Here is a 17376-nt window from a genome sequence, read left to right as displayed (position 1 = left end):
ATGAAAGTCGGCGAGCGTCGGAAATTAACTATTCCCCCAAAATTGGGCTATGGAGCGGCGGGTGCTGGGGGCGTAATTCCACCGAATGCTACGCTAATCTTTGATGTCGAATTACTAAAAATTGGAGACTAATCGAACAGCCGATCGTCTAAATTGCGATCAATCGGATTAGGTAAATAGGTTATAACTATGCTCGATCGATAGCTTCAGATCTACGCAGGGATTAATTTAGCTAGTAAGGACAGATACTGACAGAAACAAACCCGACTTCTCAGAGAAGTCGGGTTTGTGACCTCATAAGTTATTTACACGCGATCAGTCCGCAAATGGATCTAAAAAATCAAGAAAGGGCACCTACAACAGGTACCCCAAATAGCTAAATCAACGACAGATTAATGAACCCCAGCCGCTCGTTTGTACGCTTCATCCAAGACCTCAGACAAAGTAGGATGAGCGTGAACGTAGGTGGCGAGATTCTGTACCGAATTGCGTTGCGCGATCGCATTTGAGGCTTCATGAATCAGATCCGCCGCATGTAAGCCGATAATGTGCGTACCCAATACTTCGCCAGTATCCTTACGATAAATCACCTTCGCCATCCCATCGGCTTCGCCTTCGGCGATCGCTTTGGAGTTACCTTTAAAGTAACTTCTCACGGCTGCGATCTCAAAACCGCCAGTAGTTCCAGCTTCTTTGGCTTGAGTTTCCGTCATCCCGACAAAACTAATTTCGGGATGAGTAAATGCCGCAGCGGGGATACTTTGGTAATCGACTTGTTTCGATCGACCGCAGATATTTTCGACGGCGATAATCCCTTGAGCGGAGGCGGCATGAGCCAACATCATCTTACCCGTTGCATCGCCGATCGCCCAGAGATGGGGAACGGGGGTGCCATCAATTAAGACCTCTAGCTTATCGTTCACTGGAATGAAGCCGCGACGGTCGAGGGCGACGCCGACAGCTTCGAGATTGAGGTTTTTGGTGTCAGGAATCCGGCCTGTGGCTACGAGGCAAGCATCGACCTCTAGGATTTCGACGACTTCTTTGGTTTTGGCATCGGCGAGTTCGATCACGACTGGCGAACCAGGAATTACCCGTTTAGCGAGGAGACTCGATCGAGCGTCGATATCGCGCGGATCGATTAAAATCCGTTTGGCAAGTTTGGCGATATCCAGATCGAATCCCGGCATGAGTTGGTCGAGAAATTCGATAATCGTCACTTCCGAACCCAGGGCAGTATAGACATCGGAGAATTCCAATCCGATATAACCGCTGCCGATAATCGCAATCCACTGGGGAATTGTCTCCAATTTAATCGCGTCGTCGCTGGTAAACACCGTCTTGCCATCGATTTCAATGCCTGGGGGAACGAAGGGAATCGAACCTGAGGAAATCATCACATCTTTAGCCGTAATAAATTTCTCGCCTTCAGGTGTCGTCACGCTCACCTTCTGCGCTGCAACTACCTTACCCCAACCGCGAATCACTTCGACATTCAACCGCGTCAGGCTATTGGTCAAGTCACCACGCAGCTTCGTGACGAGATTACTCGCATGAGCCGCAATCCCCGCGCGATCGAAATTCACATTATCGACCTGAATCCCCATCGCCTTGAGATGGTGAGCATTTTTTAATTCTCTGACTCTTCCTGATGCGGCGAGCAATGCTTTAGAAGGAATGCAACCACGGTTGACACAAGTGCCACCCATATCTCCCGCTTCGATAATTGCCGTCTTCAGACCGCAACTGACAGCGTGGAGTGCCGCACCATGTCCGCCGACACCCGCGCCGATTATTACCAAATCATAGTCAAATTCTTGACTCACGTCTTTTAGATCCTCTTTGATGCTGACTCTCTATTTTGACTCCGACCGATCGCCCTTGTAAAGGCTCGAATGATAATTATTGCTCAAACTATCGATCTGCTAAATTTCAGCAACCAAACAATTCCAGTAGAAATCAAATAAAAAGGTAGTAGATATAGTGCATTCACAGCCAAAAAACACATGGCATCCATACCAACAAACATCATAATCACGAAAGGTAGCAGCAGATCGAAGAGATAAGGAATGATAAATCCTAACGAAACTAGACGATCGCTAAATACATTAAATATTGTTAGGATGCCGAACGGTATTCCAAATAGCAACCAAGTCACAGGCACGTAAAGCTTGCTATTTCGATTCAGCACGATCCAGATTGCGACAACACTGATTATTTGAATGTCTAATCCGACAGCAGCACCGAATGTGACGATCGATGGAATCTGGTAGCCAAATATCTCAACCGCGAAGCTTGGGCTTTGACCGATCGATAGAAAAGATTCAGCACCGTCTTTGATAAGATTGCCAATATTCAATCCGAATAATAGTCCTAGCAAACATAGCGATCGGGTTATGCGCTCTTCACTCGACCAAAATTGGTGCCAACTACTGATCATTTGATGTTCGATCTCAATTAATTAGCTGAAAACTTCTGCTACAGATTGCTCGAAATTAGATAACAACGGACTACTCAAGACATCGCTACCAAACAACGTCGCGATTAATAGTAAACCATTACTATCACGCCTGAAAATCTCGATTTGTTGTTTTTGCCAATCTACGATCCAATATTCCTGCACACCTCTGATTGCATAGAGCTTGCGCTTAACTTCTCTGTCACGCCGTTCGTTATCGCTACCTGCTGAGAGTACCTCTACTACTAATTCTGGTGCGCCGACAAGATGCCCAGAGTCATCCAAAATTCTCGCCAATCGCTCGTTACTAATCCAGACTAAATCTGGAATCACGTTATCATCATCAGTAAAGATGATGCCTGGAGTCGTGACAACCTCACCCAATTTACTCTGACTCGACCAAATCCCTAACGATTGAATCAACCTAGTAATAACTCTTTGATGATCCCAGTGAGGTGCGCGAGTCACGAGTAGTTCTCCATCGATGATTTCGTAGCGATTACCGTTATCGGGCAATAGATCTAGATCTGCGGATTTCCAGCGGGTGGATTGATACATCTAAGTCGGCTCCAGCAATTAACTCTATTTTGACATATCGGCTTAAAGATTAGCGATCGCCCACCTCGCGAGATCGCAGTGCATGAGCCTGTAAAAATAGTGATAATGCTATGCCGATCGTTCGATCGAAATCGATCCTCATTCTCGGATCTCAGCATTGAAAAACACCCCCATTCACCGCCAGATATTTCACTAATGAACGATCGATCTGAAGAGTCTCAATTAGTTGTCGATGCCCAGGAGCCAGCGGTTGACAAATGGCGGGTGATGCTGGGAATTAGTTTGGGAGTGTTGATGTACACGATCGATACCAGTATCGTGAATATTGCCATACCTACCCTAGTTAAAGATTTACACACAGATTTTGCGACGGTGCAATGGGTGGGATTGAGCTATGTACTGGTAGTGACTTCGCTCGTATTGGGAGCCGCGAGGTTGGGTGATATGCTGGGCAAAAAGCCGCTGTATCTAGGCGGTTTAATCGTCTTTACAGTGAGTTCCCTGTTGTGTGGCTTGGCACCCTCGATCGAAGTTTTGATTGGCGCGCGCGCCCTGCAAGGGCTGGGTGCGGTGATGATTTCAGCTCTAGGTGCGGCGATAATTGTCGAAGTATTTCCCGCATCCGAGCGTGGCAAAGCACTAGGCGTTATTGGCGCGGTGGTATCAGCGGGGATTGCTTTAGGGCCTTCAATCGGTGGAATTCTGATTGGTCTTTCTGGCTGGCGATCGATCTTTTTAGTAAATATTCCGATCGGGATTTTAGCCAGTTTTGTAGTTAATAAATACGTCCCAGTGGGGCAAAGAACCGATCGCGAGCAAAGTTTCGATATCTGGGGTTCAATCGCTATTTCTGCGGTCTTAGTTTGCTTTTCACTAGGGATGACAGAGGGTCAACGCTATGGATTTGCAAGTAGTTTACCACTGGGATTATTATTAGCATCGGCGATCGGATTAGTTGGTTTCATATTTCTAGAAAGTCGAGTCGCCCAACCGATGCTCGATCTCAGTTTATTTCGTGCTCAGACTTTTAGCTTGAGTCTATTGACGGGGTGGTTGGTGTTTATGGCCTTGGGTGGGAGTTCGTTCACCATTCCATTTTTCTTGCAATTAGTCATGCATTATCCGATCGAACATATCGGTTTGTTGATGGCAATTACACCGATTATTGGGGGTTTAGTTTCACCGCTGGCTGGGAATTTGAGCGATCGATTCGGTACCCGCAGTATAATGTTAATCGGCTTAATCTTGATGACAATTGGCTGTGTAGCCGTGAGTACTCTAAATGCCCAAATTCGCGATCTCGATTATATCTTGCGAGTAATTCCCCTCGGCTTGGGCTGGGGGATCTTTCAATCACCCAATAATGGTGCGATTTTGGGCGCAGTGCCGCCCCAACGATTGGGGATTGCAGCGGGATTGCTGTCACTGACGCGGACCCTCGGACAAACAACCGGATTACCCTTATTTGCCGCCATCTTCGCCACAATCGCTTTAGCTGGCAAAACAGCTAGCGATCTTACTTTGGCTGCGCCTGAAGCAATCGTCAGTGGCTTTCAGGGCACGTTTCAGATCGCGGCTCTGTTACTGGCGATTGCCGCCGGATTGACAGTGTTATTGTGGTGGCTGGAAAGTCGTAAATAAGCTCACTCATTGGCGGAGCCTGCCGGAACGATCGTTGCTGATTACCGTATCTGCGTCAAGCCGAGTTCGATCGATCGTACCCTAAAGTAGAATTATTTGACATGGGTGAATATGCTAGAGTTGCTTAACGATCGCGATCTGAATCTACAGATTTTCTAACTAAAAATGACTGAATTTCTTAAAGACGAAGCAGAATTTGAGTCGCGGTTAGCAGCGGCAAATGTATTCGTGGTAGACTGCACGGCTCCATGGTGCGGCCCCTGTAAACTAGTCGCACCACTAATCGATCGATTGTCAGCAGAATACGGCGATCGGGCAGAAATATTCAAGCTAGATATCGAGCCACATCGAGATTTAGCCAAACGATTGGGAATTAGAAATATCCCCGCCGTAATCTTCTTTAAAGCAGGTGCAAAAATTGAAACGATCGTGGGCGTTAAATCCTATGAAGAGTTTAGCCTGGCGGTGGATAAGTTATTAGCTTGACACTCCCCGCTCTAAAGAGACGGGTTTTTGCGGCTATCGGGCATCTGCCGATCATTCAATCGTCGATCGCGCGCGGACTCTTGCTAATCGCGACCAAGTTAAATCAATACAGGCGACAAGCTAGCACCTGATCGGTATGTCCAGACTAAGCTTTGGCTTTATCGATCCGCAACAAGAATACCATCAAGGCGACTACCCCGATTTGGAGGGCAAGATTGGGAATTGTGGCTTCCAAATTTCGACCAGCCAGCAGCTTAAAGAAAAACACCACCCCACCAATTGCTCCAGAAATCGCACAACTGACGTACACAAACTGACGCAAGCCTCGGAACGGCGATTTAGCCTCTGCCTGAAGCCGACGCCAAAGTTCGGGATCGATCGAATCAGGTTTAGGTTTTGGCTTTAATTCTGTCATTTTGTTCTCAAGTCAATTTATAATGATGGTCTGGGTAGCTCGATGCTTCCCTAACCCCGCCGATGTGGCTCAGTGGTAGAGTAGTTGATTCGTAATCAATTGGTCGCGAGTTCAAATCTCGCCATCGGCTTCATGTTGTACATTCGCACATTAAATGTCGCTATTTGGAAATTAGTGTCGCTAAATGAGCAGTTCATAGGTTTTTGCGATAATTCGCAGATTCATGTCGTTAAATGTTGAATTGGCACCAAATATTCTCGATCCGGTGGTTTTACCCAGATTTATGGCTGGTTCGCTGAATGCCGAATTACTAGAAGAAACGATCGATCTCATGCGGCAAGCCAGTTGGCTCAAAACTAAATTTGTTGATCGAGATCTGCTGATTGGTTAGCCACCTGCGGAATTTTGCCAGCTAACCCTGTCATCAATCGCAGTGCTAGGTATTTAAAAACCGGAATCCGATCGAGTAAAAATAGCCCCAGCCGCCGGACAATGACGATCGGTAGCAACCGCGTCGAGAACATCCGATCGAGAAAATCGGTAAAAGCTAAAATCACCCAATTCTCTGGCTTGCGCCAGTTGGCATAACGCTTGAGTACCTTCTTGCTGCCGATATCTTCCCCGGCTTGATGCGCGGCGACTAAAATCTCTGCTAGAGCTGCGGCATCCCTAATCCCTAGATTCATGCCTTGTCCGGCAACGGGATGGCAACAGTGCGCTGCATCGCCAATTAAGGCCAATCGATCGGCGATATAATCCTTGCTCTGCATCAACTTGACGGGAAATAACCAGCGTTGACTATCGAGTTGCAACTTGCCGAGTAAACCGCCCGTACAATGTTCTAATTCTTGGAGAAATTCAGCCGCAGGCAGATCGCGTAATTCTTCGGCTTGCTGGTGCGGTATCGTCCAGACGACCTGACAGCGACCGTCGGCTAATGGGAGCACGCCGATCGGCCCTGCGTACCAAAATCTTTCATAAGCCACATTCTGATGCGGTTTTTCCGGTTTAATGGTGGCGGTGATACAAGATTGCCAATAATTCCAACCAGAGGTAGCGATGCCAGCTTGCTCTCGGAGGGCAGATTTGGCACCATCGGCGGCAATGACTAGACTGGTACGAATTTTGGTCGGTAGTTCACCAGCGGGAGTTTGAATGGTAATTTCGGCACCAGTCGCGGTGGATGCTACTCCAATGACTTGGGCAGGACACATGACGGTGATATTTGTCGCCGATCGCAACTTAGTTTGCAGGGCAGTTAGGAGCGTTTCATGAGTCGCCGCATAACCCAGGGTTTCCCGCCCCAAATCCTGAGGATACATTTTCACTACTCCTGCATAATCGGCGTCAGAGATTTGAATTTGGCTAAATTGAGCAATCTGGGGTAAAACTGCTGGCCAGATGCCCAGTCCCCCAAAGATCTGGCCTGAGAGCATCGATAATACATAGGCTCGATTCTTCGCGATCGAAATCGATTCCGCTTGCGCCTCGATCGAGACTACCCGCAATCCCGAATTTTGCAGTGCAACCGCCAGTGTGTTCCCGATAATGCCGCCGCCGACGATCGCCAGATCGTAGTCTAGTGGTGGCGAATCGATCACCGCGACGGGTGAATTCAGCATCTGGGTTGGCGCATCTGCCCGAACGGAGAGAGAATCGAGACGTGGCATGGCGAAGAACTAACTAATAAGAATTGCAAACATATTCACAAGTGACTCTTATCATTATGACGGTTCTATCGCTCCAGGTCGAGGCTGATCGAGATCGAGAACGCCCTATTTTCCCGATCTGGAGTTGTGGCACTTTAGCGGTCGAGACTCGGTAGATATGGAAAAGTGCCTCAGTTAATTTAGCTGAGACACTTGGGTTGGAGTCCGAATTTAATTAATTCGGAGGCAGCCAAGTTAATCTGAGCACCAGATATTAATACTTTGGTGTGCCAGCAGGGGTGCCAGGAGTTGTAGTGCTAGGAGTCATGCTACCAGGGGTGGTCGCGCCAGGAACGGATGTTGGCGTGCTAGGAATGCTGCTATCAGTCGGAACTTTGATGTTCGTGTTGGTGTTGGTTTTGATGCTGCTAGGAGCAGAGTCGCTAGGATTGCCACTAGAGCTAGGCATTGCATCGCTAGCAGGTGTGGTAGATGAAGGCGTAGTGGCATCGATAGCACTAGGCTTCTTCTTGCTATTTGTTGCTGGCTGTTTCTTGATGCTGGTTGCTGGCTTTTTGGTAGTGTCTTTGGCTCCAGGAGTTGTAGTGCTCGGAGTTGTAGTGCTACCAGGCGTTGTGGTGCTACTAGGAGTAGATTGCATATCGCCACCAGCAGGAGTGGTCGTGGCGGCGGGAGCAGTTGTTTCGGTAGCAGGCTTCTTCTCCATGCTACTTGCTGGCTTTTTCTTGCTGCCGGCAGTGCTCTTAGTCGTTTTTTTCTTGGTAGTTGTTTGGGTCGTGTTCAATGCCACTGTCGAAACGTGAGCAGAGTTATGATGAGCCGATGCAGAGGAGATCGCACTCAACAGGCTCAAAGGGGAAAAAACCACAGCACTCAAGGCGATCGATTGAATTAATTTATTCATGAAAACTTGTTATTTTGTAGATGATTGGGCTAACAATTCGGCGGTTTATATCATTTGCCGCAAACTGATTATAACATCAAAATCCCGTAGTGTGTCGATACATAGAAAACTCGTGTAAATTTTGGTAGCGATCACTAAAATTATTTGAACGCTGCAAAATGTTTATCAAATCTGCGACAACACTTGAGAAATCGATCCAATATATTTGGGTTGGAACCGAAATGTAAATGAGTATATGCAGCCTGTACCTGGTATCTACTCCAGCCTTCATCAGCAAAAATCAAATTCGATTCATACCCCTGGAGATTGTATACAGGGGATGAGGGCAATTCCGTCAACGTAGAACGATGAAATTCGTGTCCCCACACTCGATCGCCAGCATTAAAGAGCACACTATCTTGTAATGCCGTCAGTTGTCGATAACCTAAAATCAATCGTTTGCCCATCACCGCAGCGGTGGGGAAAATTCCCACCATCGGATAAGATCGCGCTTCAAAATCTATAATTCGATCGCATAAATACATCAATCCGCCACATTCAGCGTAAGTGGGCATTCCCGCTGTAATCGCTGCTTTCACTGATGCGATTGCCGAAGTATTTGCTGCCAAAATCTCCGCAAATACTTCGGGAAATCCTCCCCCCAAATACAAGCCGCTGACATCTGGCGGCAGTTGGAGATCGACTAATGGACTCCACTCGACTAATTCGGCTCCCAAATCTCGTAACAAGTCGAGATTATCGGCGTAGTAAAAATTAAATGCCGCATCCTGGGCGATCGCGATCCTGACCTTCGGGGTAGTAAAGATTGTCGCACCCAACCCGAACCTCTCTCTTGAAAAGGTGCTCCACTTGCGGAGTTCGTCCGGTCGGGTTCCCCGACCATGGAACGAACCCAAGCGGGGGAAACCCCAAGACCGCACTTTTCGCTCCCCAGCCGGGATTTGGAATGCAGGTTTTGCGGTAAGTAAGGGTAATAATCGTTCCCAATTGAAACAAGTCTCGCCAAGATCGGCCAATCGATCGAGTGTTGCATTGAGATCTGTCAATTCCCCCGCCGGAATCAGCCCTAAATGGCGATCGGGCAAGTTAATATCATCTTGCCTTCTGAGTACGCCCAAGATGGGTAGATGGAGCGGTAAGAGGGCAGCCGTAAGTAATTCCAGGTGGCGATCGCTCCCCACCCGATTGAGAATAACCCCCGCAATCTGGACTTGCGGATCGAAGGTTCGATAACCGTGGGCGATCGCCGCAATCGATCGCGAAGTGCTACTACAATTGAGAATCAAGACTACCGGCACGTTCAACAGTTTGGCCACCTGAGCCGTACTCCCCGCATCCGTCGTCCCCGATGCCCCGTCAAATAATCCCATCACTCCTTCGACAATGGCACAATCTGCGGTCTGACTATGGCGATCGAAACATTGCCGGACATATGTTGCGGACGTTAAAATCGGATCGAGATTCCGACAAGCGCGCCCAGTGACATAGGAGTGAAACATCGGATCGATATAATCCGGCCCGACTTTAAAAGATTGTACTGTTTGCTGTTTGCGCTTGAGCGCGGCAAGTAAGGCTAAGGTGACAGTGGTTTTGCCCACACCACTGCGTTCTCCAGCGATCGCGATCGACATGTTTTAGAGGGTAGAGGATAGTGGATAGTGGATAGTGGATAGTGAATTTGGACGAGCGGATCGCTTTATCCCCAGTCCCCCGCTCGCTGCTCCTTAACTAATTTTCATCCTCAACTAATTTTAGCCAGAGGATGAATTCTGTCCCCCGATCGCTACCTGGGGGCGGACTAGTCACCTCTAACCTGCCGTGCATGTGCAGCACCAGTTCCTTGGCAATTGCCAATCCTAGCCCAGTGCCAGCAATACTACCTTGAGCCTGAACGCCGCGATAATGACGTGTAAACAATCGCTCCAAATCTTGGGGGGGAATCCCCACGCCAGTATCGCGGATGCAAATTTGGAGATGAGCTTGTCGTTCTAGATTGGTGGGGATCGCGCTCTGGTGGCGATCGGATCGCTTATTACCACCCAGCATCGAACCAACCCCAACTAACGAAGTATTTACCAGCTCAACGTCGAGATCGATTTCACCACCAGATGGCGTGTATTTCAAAGCATTATCGATCAGATTGCTCAAGACTTCTCGTAAGGCGGCGGGGTGAGCTTGAACTAATGGTAAATCGCGAGGAATATGGGTATAGAAACTTAAGTTTCGTTCTTGAGCAATTGCTTCAGCAGAATTGACTAATGGATCGATTACGTCTACTAATTGACAAGATTCGATCCGAAAAGCTGCATCGGGAAGTAATAAATTGGCACTCTGAGCTACTGGCTGATCGCGTCCGGCTGGCAGGGGTTTTAAGCGATCGTCCGTGCTACTAATGATGGGGATGTCGATCGCGCTTTCTAGATGGGTTAATAATTCTTGCAATCGATCGCTTTCGCGGACGATACTATTGGCAACACCACGATTATTGTCTTCAAGATGCAGCCGTTTGATTAATAATTTGCCAAACGTCCGAATTGCTGTCAACGGGTTGCGAAGTTGATGCAATAAATTGTGCATCAGATCTTGTTGCTGAAGCTGTAATTGTTGTTGCTGCTTGAGTTCTCTTGCCAACCAATTTTGACGGCGATCGAGAATCCCGGCCAGCGCGATCGTTTGCGCGATATTTTGGATTTCCGCTTCCTCTGCCACATTCCAAGGCTGAGTTTCCCGCGTTGTCATCAGCAATCCTAAGATCGTCCCTTCTGATACTAAAGGCAACAGGATTTGGTGGCGGTTGCTCGTACCAACATCTGCGGTACCACGCTCGGCTGGTTTGGGTGACACTAGGGCGATCGACAAGCGATCTCGATCGCTCGTGAGTTGGCAATCGGGGTATGAAAATAGACTCGATAGTTCTGCTGTCACACTGCTATTTAAGCCTTGTGGCTGGCTCTGAGCAGAGCGAGGTATAGATTCACTCACTATTGACTTTCCGCATGTCTGGGCGGTCATCTCATCGGGATTCATCAAATCCGAACGCGCGGCAATTTGCAGCGTTTCCGATCGAGCGGCCTCTGTTTCGGGATAGATGGCCACAGGTAATAGTTTTGACTCGCCACCACTGTCTAATTCCTTAGTAATGTAGACAATACTCAGCGTCGCACCCAAGCCATCGGCCAACAGTCGTAACTGGACGCGACACAAAGCAATGAATTCGGAACTCGCAGGTGTGGACACGATCGATGCTTGATGGTGATTGGTGTTTCGACTGACCCTAGCGACTATTGGCTAGCTACTACTAACTTATTATTTTGGCACGATCGACCAAAGTTGGCGATGGTAGCCAATTCGATCGGGAGTGAAATTACCGAGTTAGTTAATATTTGTTACAAATATTAAAATTTGCGATCGATAAACCCTCGGCTAAACCTTGGTTTTTCTTTAGGTTATTGGATTTGAGCGGATTAAGGGTCGATTTAGATGGGGGTTGAGTTTTTAGGATGAAGCGGATAGAATAGCGACGGCTTTTGTAACAGGCATTACATCTGTCTGCACCAAAGAGGAGGTAAGGCGGTTGGCTAGAAGACGCAAACGGAAAAGTCGGAGACGGCAAGAAGGGCGGAGAATATTGGAGCAGGTTCCACAGTTCAGTATTGAAAGTGGCGAAGACAAACCTGTGACTGCTGCGCGCAAATATATCTTGTCGGAAGGTATCAATCCACCAGCACTCTTGCTGGTGAAACGCAACGAACACACTACCGATCGCTATTTCTGGGCGGAAAAAGGTTTATTTGGCGCTCAATACGTCGAAGAAAACCATTTTCTGTTCCCCAGTCTACGCTCGTTAGAGCCAGAAACAGAAAGTCAACAACTAGTAACTGCTGGCAGCAGTATCTACTAGTTTGCTGACTTTCCGGACATAAAATCTCTATTTTTTGGAGACCAGCACTCTGGGGCGATCGCCTTGGAGTGCTTTTTTATTTTATATCTTCATGGGCACTTAATTGCAGCGCAGATTGAAATACAGCTAATTCATCTCGATGCCCGCTAATTTCGATTTGGGTTGGTGCAGTCGCCTCAGTAGCGGCTTTGACCCGCAGGCGCACTTGTTCGGTACGGGTCGATCCAGCCCAATAAAACCAACCTGCTAACGGTGCCACCAGTAGCAACCCCCAAAATAAATTACCGATATCCGGCAACACCATCGCTAATACCAACGCCAGACACATCGAGCCAATCGCCGCTAATCCAGTCAGCAACACTGCCAAAAACACACTCGGACGGACTAAGCCTTCAAACGTAATAATGTCGGTTTCGCGATCGACCGCCGCAATCTTGTAAGCGCGTTCTTGGAAATACGCCTCTAAGCGTGGCAATAAAGCGGCTTCCGAGTCACCAGTCTCTAAGACCATCTGTTCGATCCGATCCTTGGTCGAAGCCCGAATAAAGAAAAACAAACCCACCGCGAGTAGGAGGGTGAGGATGAATGTGGAGGTGAGGACAGTAGTGTTCATTGAGGAGTGGGGAGTGGGGAGTGGGGAGTTGCGGCTCGCGCTCCTCGGCTTTGCCGAGGGTTTAGCGAGACAAGACAGGGAGCGGGGAGCGGGGAGCGGGGAGCGGGGAGCTAAAAGGGAACACAGTTCCACTATCAACTCCCAGCCATCAACTATCAATTATCAATTATTAATTATCAACTAACTCCCAACTACCCTCTATCCCCTATCCCCACATACGCTTGCTGGTGCTGACCCGTATAGATTTGAGTCGGTCGAAAGATGCGATTTTCTTCGAGTTGTTCGTTCCAGTGTGCCAGCCAACCGGCTACTCGCGCGATCGCAAATACTGGCGTAAATAAATCGGCGGGGATGCCCATTTTCCGATAGACCAAGCCTGAATAATAATCGACATTGGGATAAATACCCCGCGCACCTAGATGCTCTTCCAGTACGCGTTCTAATTCTAAAGCGACGTCATAATAGGGATCGTAGCCAAATTTCTGAAATAGTTGCTCGGCCAAATCCTGAAGAATCATCGCGCGCGGATCTTTGACACCTTTGTAAACCCGATGCCCGAATCCCATAAATTTGTACTTGGGATCTGATGCCAGACACTGCTCGACGTAGGGACGGACATTGGCTACAGTCCCGATCTGTTTGAGCATCAAGATGACTTCTTCATTGGCACCACCGTGGAGGGGTCCCGCGAGGGTACCGACTGCTGAAGCAATTACTGTATAGGGATCGGCCAATGTCGATGCCGTCACCCGTGCCGAGAAAGTCGAAGCATTCATCGTGTGCTCGGCATGGAGAATCAAACAGACATCCATCACCTTCGCGACGATCGGATCTGGCTCTTTTTCGGTCAACATGTACAGAAAGTTGGCAGCATAATCCAGATCGTCGCGCGGCATTACCATATAGTTACCCTTGCGCATCAGTTGAAATGCCGCTACCATCGTCGGAATTTTGGCCAGTAATCTAATTACGGCTTGACGGGCATAGTCAGGATTGGGTAAGGCATGTCGCGAATAAAATAAACCCAAAGCAGCCGCTGAAGCCTGGAGTGCATCCATCGGATGTCCGGTTTCGGGAAAACATTTCATCATGTCTACGATCCGATACTTGATCCGGCGATGGGAATAAATTTCGGTAGCAAAGTCAGTCAGTTCAGTCTGGGTGGGGAGTCTGCCCCAAATTAGTAAGAAGGCGGTTTCGACAAAATTACTGCTAGCCGCCAGTGATTGGATCGGGATACTGCGATATTCCAACACACCCTCTTTCTCGCCGCGATCGGTTGTTTGGATACCGACATAGCTGATGCTCGATTCGGCAGCAGGCACCCCTTCTAATCCAGCTCTGTATTCAGGTTTGCGATCGCCTTCTGTCATAACAATGATGAATTAGCTAGGTTACTGTAAATTAGCTGGTATCACAATAATACCTTGTTGGGGGATGGGGGGTAGAGGATAGGGGATAGAGGGTAGTGAATATTGAATTTAGACGCTTGCGTCTTTTCATTCCCCGAACGCCCCGCTCCGAACTGCCAACTCCCAACTCCCTACCCTCCTACTAATCGCAAATAAGCCGTAGCCAGGGCATCGGCATCCCCAACGTTGCCAGGGAATAGGACGACAGGGAGATTGGGAAATTGGGAATGGTTTGGTGGGGTGACTATCGCCGAACAGCCGGGGAGGATCTGGCCGATCGATCGGGCACTAGTCAGGGCTAGACCCTTGCTGAGGGTGTCGTTAGAGGTGATCCCACCTTTACTAATCAAAAAGCCAATATCGGCGGGTAAAGCGCGGATCGCGTCCATCAGGAGTGCGGACACGGCCTCGCCAAATTGGAGTCTGGCTTGGGTGCTATTGAAGGCGAGTTCTTGACGACTGGTATAGATTGCGGGGGTATCGCCAGCGGCATGAATGCTATTGACTCGATCGACGATCGAGGCCAATAATCCCGCTCTCACCGTTGCATTCTCGCCGACGAGTTGGGAAATATCGATTTCCACGCCGACAATCCCTGGTGTCGCGAGCAGTTGGGTTAATTGATCGGTGGTTTTTTGAACGTGGGAACCGATGATAATCGCGCCTGGTTTGCCATCGCGGACGTATTTGGACATCTCGGTAGCGGGAATAGGTTGTGGACCTAGTTGCGCGAGTGAAGTTAGGATACTCGCCCCACTGCGAAACAGGAATTTCTTACCCTGACTGACTGCCGCGAGGACATCGGCAGCAAAGCGATCGAAATCCGATTGCTGTTCGCCATCGACGACACAACAGCGATTGCGCTCCAATTGCATCAGTCGTTCCAGACTGCCACTGCGAACTTCAGCGAGTAAAAATTGCACCACGCGATCGGCAGGAATCTGACCTTCGGTCTTTTCGGCAACATAATCGGGTAGGTAGCTATGATTGTAAGCAAAAACCGAATCGCGGGCAAATTCGGTCTTGTGGACTGGGGTTTCGACCCCATCGACTAAGAGATAATGAATACTATCGCGGGTAATTCTGCCCCCTTCAAAAAAGGCGGGCATCAGGAAGTGCGCGTCGAAGCCGCCCAATTCTGCCGAGATGACATCAGTCTCGATCGGGTAATGTCCGCGTAGGGTAGAATCCGATCTACTCACCACCAAAAATTCGGTAATCTTGGTAGCAGCCAGGGCGATTTTCAAGTTTTGGCATACCTCGCGGGTGACGGCGGCGGCTTGTTTTGCTGGGAGCGCGCGCGTATTAGTCAAGATAAAGAAGATCGGCACTTCATCCATCAACCCAATTTTGAGAGTCTCTACATCCCACTTAGTCAACAGCAGACAACTATGAACTGTTTGCGACCCAGTGGGGTCGTCATCGAGGACAATTATTTTAGATCGATCTGTCATAGTTGTTTGGTGATTGAAGATATCTGCCTGTGTCATCAATAATAACCAACTTGTTTACCGATATTCACCAAATCGTTCAAACTCCCCATCTTATCGATCTCAAAGGGTCGATCTCGATCCACAGATCGCCAATACCATTCGATCGCCAGAACTCCAGCCAATAATATGTTAAAAAATTCATGGTATGCCGTCGAGTTTAGTAATGCGATCGGTACCAGCCCCAAATTACTAAAAATCCTCGATCGAGAAGTAGTATTATATCGTACTGCGAATGGACAGATCCACGCGATCGATAATACTTGCATTCATCGCGGTGCCGCACTTGCCCAGGGCTGGATCGCCAACGGCTGTATCGTCTGTCCCTATCATGGCTGGCAGTATGGGACGGATGGGACTTGCCTGAACATCCCGTCGCTCTCACCGACAGCGACCGTGCCCAAGCAAGCAAAAATGAGCACATATCCAGTCCGGGAGAAATACGGATGGATTTGGCTATGTTTAGGCGATGGTGAGGCGGGAGAATTGCCCGTGATTCCCAATTTTCCGGATCTCAAATCTAGTAAATTGCGATCGATTCAAGGTAAGTTTTATTGGCAGGCTAATTACGAACGCGTGCTCGAAAATGGACTAGATTTCGCTCATGCACCTTTCGTCCATGCTGGTGCTTTTGGTAATCCCGATCGACCAGAAATTCCAGAGTTGAAAATTGAGAATTATGCTGGTGGTGCTAGTGCCACAGCCTACCTCGCAGCAACACCTCCTCAAGGTTTGTGGCGGTTGTTAGTGCGCGGCGAACGCGCCCCAATTCAGACCCGGACGGGATTTTTCTTACCCAATCTGACATTTTTAGAAGTTCATCTACCCTTCGGACAATTGACGATTTGGACGGCACACGTCCCGATCGATATTCAGCATACGGTCAGTAAATGGATGAATTTTCGGAACTTTTTTACAGGGAAATGGGCAGATCGCGATGCCGCTAACCGGACGATAAAAATCTTCGAGCAAGACCGACCGATTGTCGAGTCCCAACACCCCCAAATCATCCCCACCGATCTCTCTAGCGAATTATACGTAGCCGCCGATGCCCTTCAATTGCAATATCGAAAACTGCGTCAGTAAATACCGATCTCCCCGATCTTCATCCCCACTGGAGCCATTTTCATCCCAAACATAAAGTTCAAATTAAGATTTACAGTAAATAGTCAATTCAGACGGTAAAGAATTGTGTTTCGGTGATTGAGGTTACAGTTATCGATGCTACTCGTGGCATAATCAAAATACGGAGCTAAATAAAGTAAGTCACAAAATGTAGACACCAGGGGAGTAGCGAGCATGTTAGAAAAAATATTTTTGGCGATCGCGATCGCTTGCTCGCTCTACTTAAACATCCAAATCAAATCGCCACAAAAAGTAGTAGAAGTTGGGTTAAGTTACCCCACTGCTGTCACTCTCCGAAATCAATAATATTAACTAAAAGATAGCTTCTATCTATTCTTAAGTTATAAACGATCGAGTTTGATTAACAGGTATTATTGAAGATCGACTCGATCGAAGTAGCGTAGCCAGTAGATTGATAGTTGCTAACGATAACCGATCTTCAAACACATTTAAGAGTTATAAAAAATTTCAAGGTGTGTTTTTGGAATAAAATATGAGCTTCGACCGAATCTAAATCGATCGACAATACCAGAGTGTATTTGTAGATTTTCAAATTGAGGGGTTGTCGAGAGGTAAGCTAGTGGATATTTTGGCGTTGCTGAATTCAGGTATGAAATGCGCAAACAATTTTTGGAAGGGTAATGCCTCGTGCTTACCCCGCATCGATTAAGGGTACCCACAAGCGGCGTTTTTAGTCGGGGGG

Annotated in this window: 17 protein-coding genes and 1 tRNA gene; 7 read left to right on the top strand and 11 right to left on the bottom strand. The window is 48.2% G+C overall.

The features are described from left to right. A partial coding sequence (locus RMO27_RS20995; RefSeq protein WP_309736240.1) for an FKBP-type peptidyl-prolyl cis-trans isomerase occupies positions 1-132 on the top strand: 132 nt, incomplete at its 5' end. Positions 133-392: 260 nt separating this feature from the next. Here the strand turns inward: RMO27_RS20995 and lpdA are convergent. From lpdA to RMO27_RS20980, 3 genes are all read right to left on the bottom strand, one after another. Next, a complete protein-coding gene (gene lpdA / locus RMO27_RS20990) occupies positions 393-1826 on the bottom strand; it encodes a dihydrolipoyl dehydrogenase (protein ID WP_309736238.1) in 1434 nt (477 codons plus the stop codon). An 83-nt stretch (positions 1827-1909) separates the two neighbouring features. Beyond that, on the bottom strand, positions 1910-2440 hold the full coding sequence (locus RMO27_RS20985) for a hypothetical protein (RefSeq protein ID WP_309736236.1): 531 nt from the start codon (positions 2438-2440) through the stop codon (positions 1910-1912). 21 nt (positions 2441-2461) lie between these two features. Beyond that, a complete protein-coding gene (locus tag RMO27_RS20980; protein WP_309736234.1) occupies positions 2462-3016 on the bottom strand; it encodes a Uma2 family endonuclease in 555 nt (184 codons plus the stop codon). 195 nt (positions 3017-3211) lie between these two features. Between RMO27_RS20980 and RMO27_RS20975 the strand changes: the two genes are divergently transcribed. Both RMO27_RS20975 and RMO27_RS20970 read left to right on the top strand, forming a co-directional pair. Beyond that, positions 3212-4657 carry a DHA2 family efflux MFS transporter permease subunit gene (locus tag RMO27_RS20975; RefSeq protein ID WP_309736233.1) on the top strand — a complete coding sequence of 482 codons (1446 nt, stop codon included), beginning with the start codon at positions 3212-3214 and terminating at the stop codon, positions 4655-4657. A 165-nt stretch (positions 4658-4822) separates the two neighbouring features. Further along, positions 4823-5143 carry a thioredoxin family protein gene (locus RMO27_RS20970; protein WP_309736231.1) on the top strand — a complete coding sequence of 107 codons (321 nt, stop codon included), beginning with the start codon at positions 4823-4825 and terminating at the stop codon, positions 5141-5143. A gap of 145 nt (positions 5144-5288) precedes the next feature. Here RMO27_RS20970 and RMO27_RS20965 read toward each other — a convergent pair whose 3' ends face one another. Beyond that, positions 5289-5558, bottom strand: a complete 270-nt coding sequence (locus RMO27_RS20965; RefSeq protein WP_309736229.1) for a DUF3493 domain-containing protein — start codon at positions 5556-5558, stop codon at positions 5289-5291. Positions 5559-5616: 58 nt separating this feature from the next. Here RMO27_RS20965 and RMO27_RS20960 point away from each other — a divergent pair. Together RMO27_RS20960 and RMO27_RS20955 are read left to right on the top strand one after the other, a co-directional pair. Further along, positions 5617-5688, top strand: a tRNA-Thr gene (locus tag RMO27_RS20960). A gap of 93 nt (positions 5689-5781) precedes the next feature. Further along, positions 5782-5949, top strand: a complete 168-nt coding sequence (locus RMO27_RS20955; protein ID WP_309736226.1) for a hypothetical protein — start codon at positions 5782-5784, stop codon at positions 5947-5949. On the opposite strand, the gene RMO27_RS20950 is transcribed toward RMO27_RS20955, so the two are convergent. The 4 genes from RMO27_RS20950 to RMO27_RS20935 form a co-directional block, all read right to left on the bottom strand. Next, a complete protein-coding gene (locus RMO27_RS20950; protein ID WP_309736224.1) occupies positions 5915-7228 on the bottom strand; it encodes an FAD-dependent hydroxylase in 1314 nt (437 codons plus the stop codon). The two genes, RMO27_RS20955 and RMO27_RS20950, sit on opposite strands and share 35 nt — an antisense overlap. A 253-nt stretch (positions 7229-7481) precedes the next feature. Next, a complete protein-coding gene (locus RMO27_RS20945) occupies positions 7482-8132 on the bottom strand; it encodes a hypothetical protein (RefSeq protein WP_309736222.1) in 651 nt (216 codons plus the stop codon). Between the two features lie 140 nt (positions 8133-8272). Continuing rightward, complete coding sequence (locus tag RMO27_RS20940) at positions 8273-9763, bottom strand: cobyrinate a,c-diamide synthase (RefSeq protein ID WP_309736220.1); 1491 nt, start codon at positions 9761-9763, stop codon at positions 8273-8275. A 97-nt stretch (positions 9764-9860) separates the two neighbouring features. Then, positions 9861-11369, bottom strand: coding sequence for a HAMP domain-containing sensor histidine kinase (locus RMO27_RS20935; protein ID WP_309736218.1), 1509 nt, complete (start codon positions 11367-11369; stop codon positions 9861-9863). Between the two features lie 337 nt (positions 11370-11706). Between RMO27_RS20935 and RMO27_RS20930 the strand changes: the two genes are divergently transcribed. Continuing rightward, positions 11707-12033, top strand: a complete 327-nt coding sequence (locus tag RMO27_RS20930) for a DUF3155 domain-containing protein (protein ID WP_309736216.1) — start codon at positions 11707-11709, stop codon at positions 12031-12033. A 76-nt stretch (positions 12034-12109) separates the two neighbouring features. On the opposite strand, the gene RMO27_RS20925 is transcribed toward RMO27_RS20930, so the two are convergent. The 3 genes from RMO27_RS20925 to RMO27_RS20915 form a co-directional block, all read right to left on the bottom strand. Next, on the bottom strand, positions 12110-12646 hold the full coding sequence (locus RMO27_RS20925; protein ID WP_309736214.1) for a cofactor assembly of complex C subunit B: 537 nt from the start codon (positions 12644-12646) through the stop codon (positions 12110-12112). A 191-nt stretch (positions 12647-12837) separates the two neighbouring features. Further along, complete coding sequence (locus tag RMO27_RS20920) at positions 12838-14019, bottom strand: citrate synthase (RefSeq protein WP_309736212.1); 1182 nt, start codon at positions 14017-14019, stop codon at positions 12838-12840. 170 nt (positions 14020-14189) lie between these two features. Then, positions 14190-15512, bottom strand: coding sequence for a four-carbon acid sugar kinase family protein (locus tag RMO27_RS20915; protein WP_309736210.1), 1323 nt, complete (start codon positions 15510-15512; stop codon positions 14190-14192). 165 nt (positions 15513-15677) lie between these two features. Between RMO27_RS20915 and RMO27_RS20910 the strand changes: the two genes are divergently transcribed. Further along, positions 15678-16634, top strand: coding sequence for an aromatic ring-hydroxylating dioxygenase subunit alpha (locus RMO27_RS20910; protein ID WP_309736208.1), 957 nt, complete (start codon positions 15678-15680; stop codon positions 16632-16634). The last annotated feature ends 742 nt before the right edge of the window (positions 16635-17376 follow it).

The organism is Chamaesiphon sp. OTE_75_metabat_556, from assembly GCF_031378165.1.
Lineage (GTDB): Bacteria > Cyanobacteriota > Cyanobacteriia > Cyanobacteriales > Chamaesiphonaceae > Chamaesiphon.
This window is presented reverse-complemented; position numbering and strand designations above follow the sequence as displayed.

Excerpts from the sequence above, each read along its gene's own strand:
- RMO27_RS20915 (WP_309736210.1), bottom strand. The coding sequence starts at position 15,512 with ATGACAGATCGATCTAAAATAATTGTCCTCGATGACGACCCCACTGGG.
- RMO27_RS20985 (WP_309736236.1), bottom strand. The coding sequence starts at position 2,440 with ATGATCAGTAGTTGGCACCAATTTTGGTCGAGTGAAGAGCGCATAACC.
- RMO27_RS20910 (WP_309736208.1), top strand. The coding sequence starts at position 15,678 with ATGTTAAAAAATTCATGGTATGCCGTCGAGTTTAGTAATGCGATCGGT.
- RMO27_RS20945 (WP_309736222.1), bottom strand. The coding sequence starts at position 8,132 with ATGAATAAATTAATTCAATCGATCGCCTTGAGTGCTGTGGTTTTTTCC.
- RMO27_RS20975 (WP_309736233.1), top strand. The coding sequence starts at position 3,212 with ATGAACGATCGATCTGAAGAGTCTCAATTAGTTGTCGATGCCCAGGAG.
- RMO27_RS20940 (WP_309736220.1), bottom strand. The coding sequence starts at position 9,763 with ATGTCGATCGCGATCGCTGGAGAACGCAGTGGTGTGGGCAAAACCACT.
- RMO27_RS20955 (WP_309736226.1), top strand. The coding sequence starts at position 5,782 with ATGTCGTTAAATGTTGAATTGGCACCAAATATTCTCGATCCGGTGGTT.
- RMO27_RS20980 (WP_309736234.1), bottom strand. The coding sequence starts at position 3,016 with ATGTATCAATCCACCCGCTGGAAATCCGCAGATCTAGATCTATTGCCC.
- RMO27_RS20965 (WP_309736229.1), bottom strand. The coding sequence starts at position 5,558 with ATGACAGAATTAAAGCCAAAACCTAAACCTGATTCGATCGATCCCGAA.
- RMO27_RS20970 (WP_309736231.1), top strand. The coding sequence starts at position 4,823 with ATGACTGAATTTCTTAAAGACGAAGCAGAATTTGAGTCGCGGTTAGCA.
- RMO27_RS20920 (WP_309736212.1), bottom strand. The coding sequence starts at position 14,019 with ATGACAGAAGGCGATCGCAAACCTGAATACAGAGCTGGATTAGAAGGG.
- RMO27_RS20925 (WP_309736214.1), bottom strand. The coding sequence starts at position 12,646 with ATGAACACTACTGTCCTCACCTCCACATTCATCCTCACCCTCCTACTC.
- RMO27_RS20950 (WP_309736224.1), bottom strand. The coding sequence starts at position 7,228 with ATGCCACGTCTCGATTCTCTCTCCGTTCGGGCAGATGCGCCAACCCAG.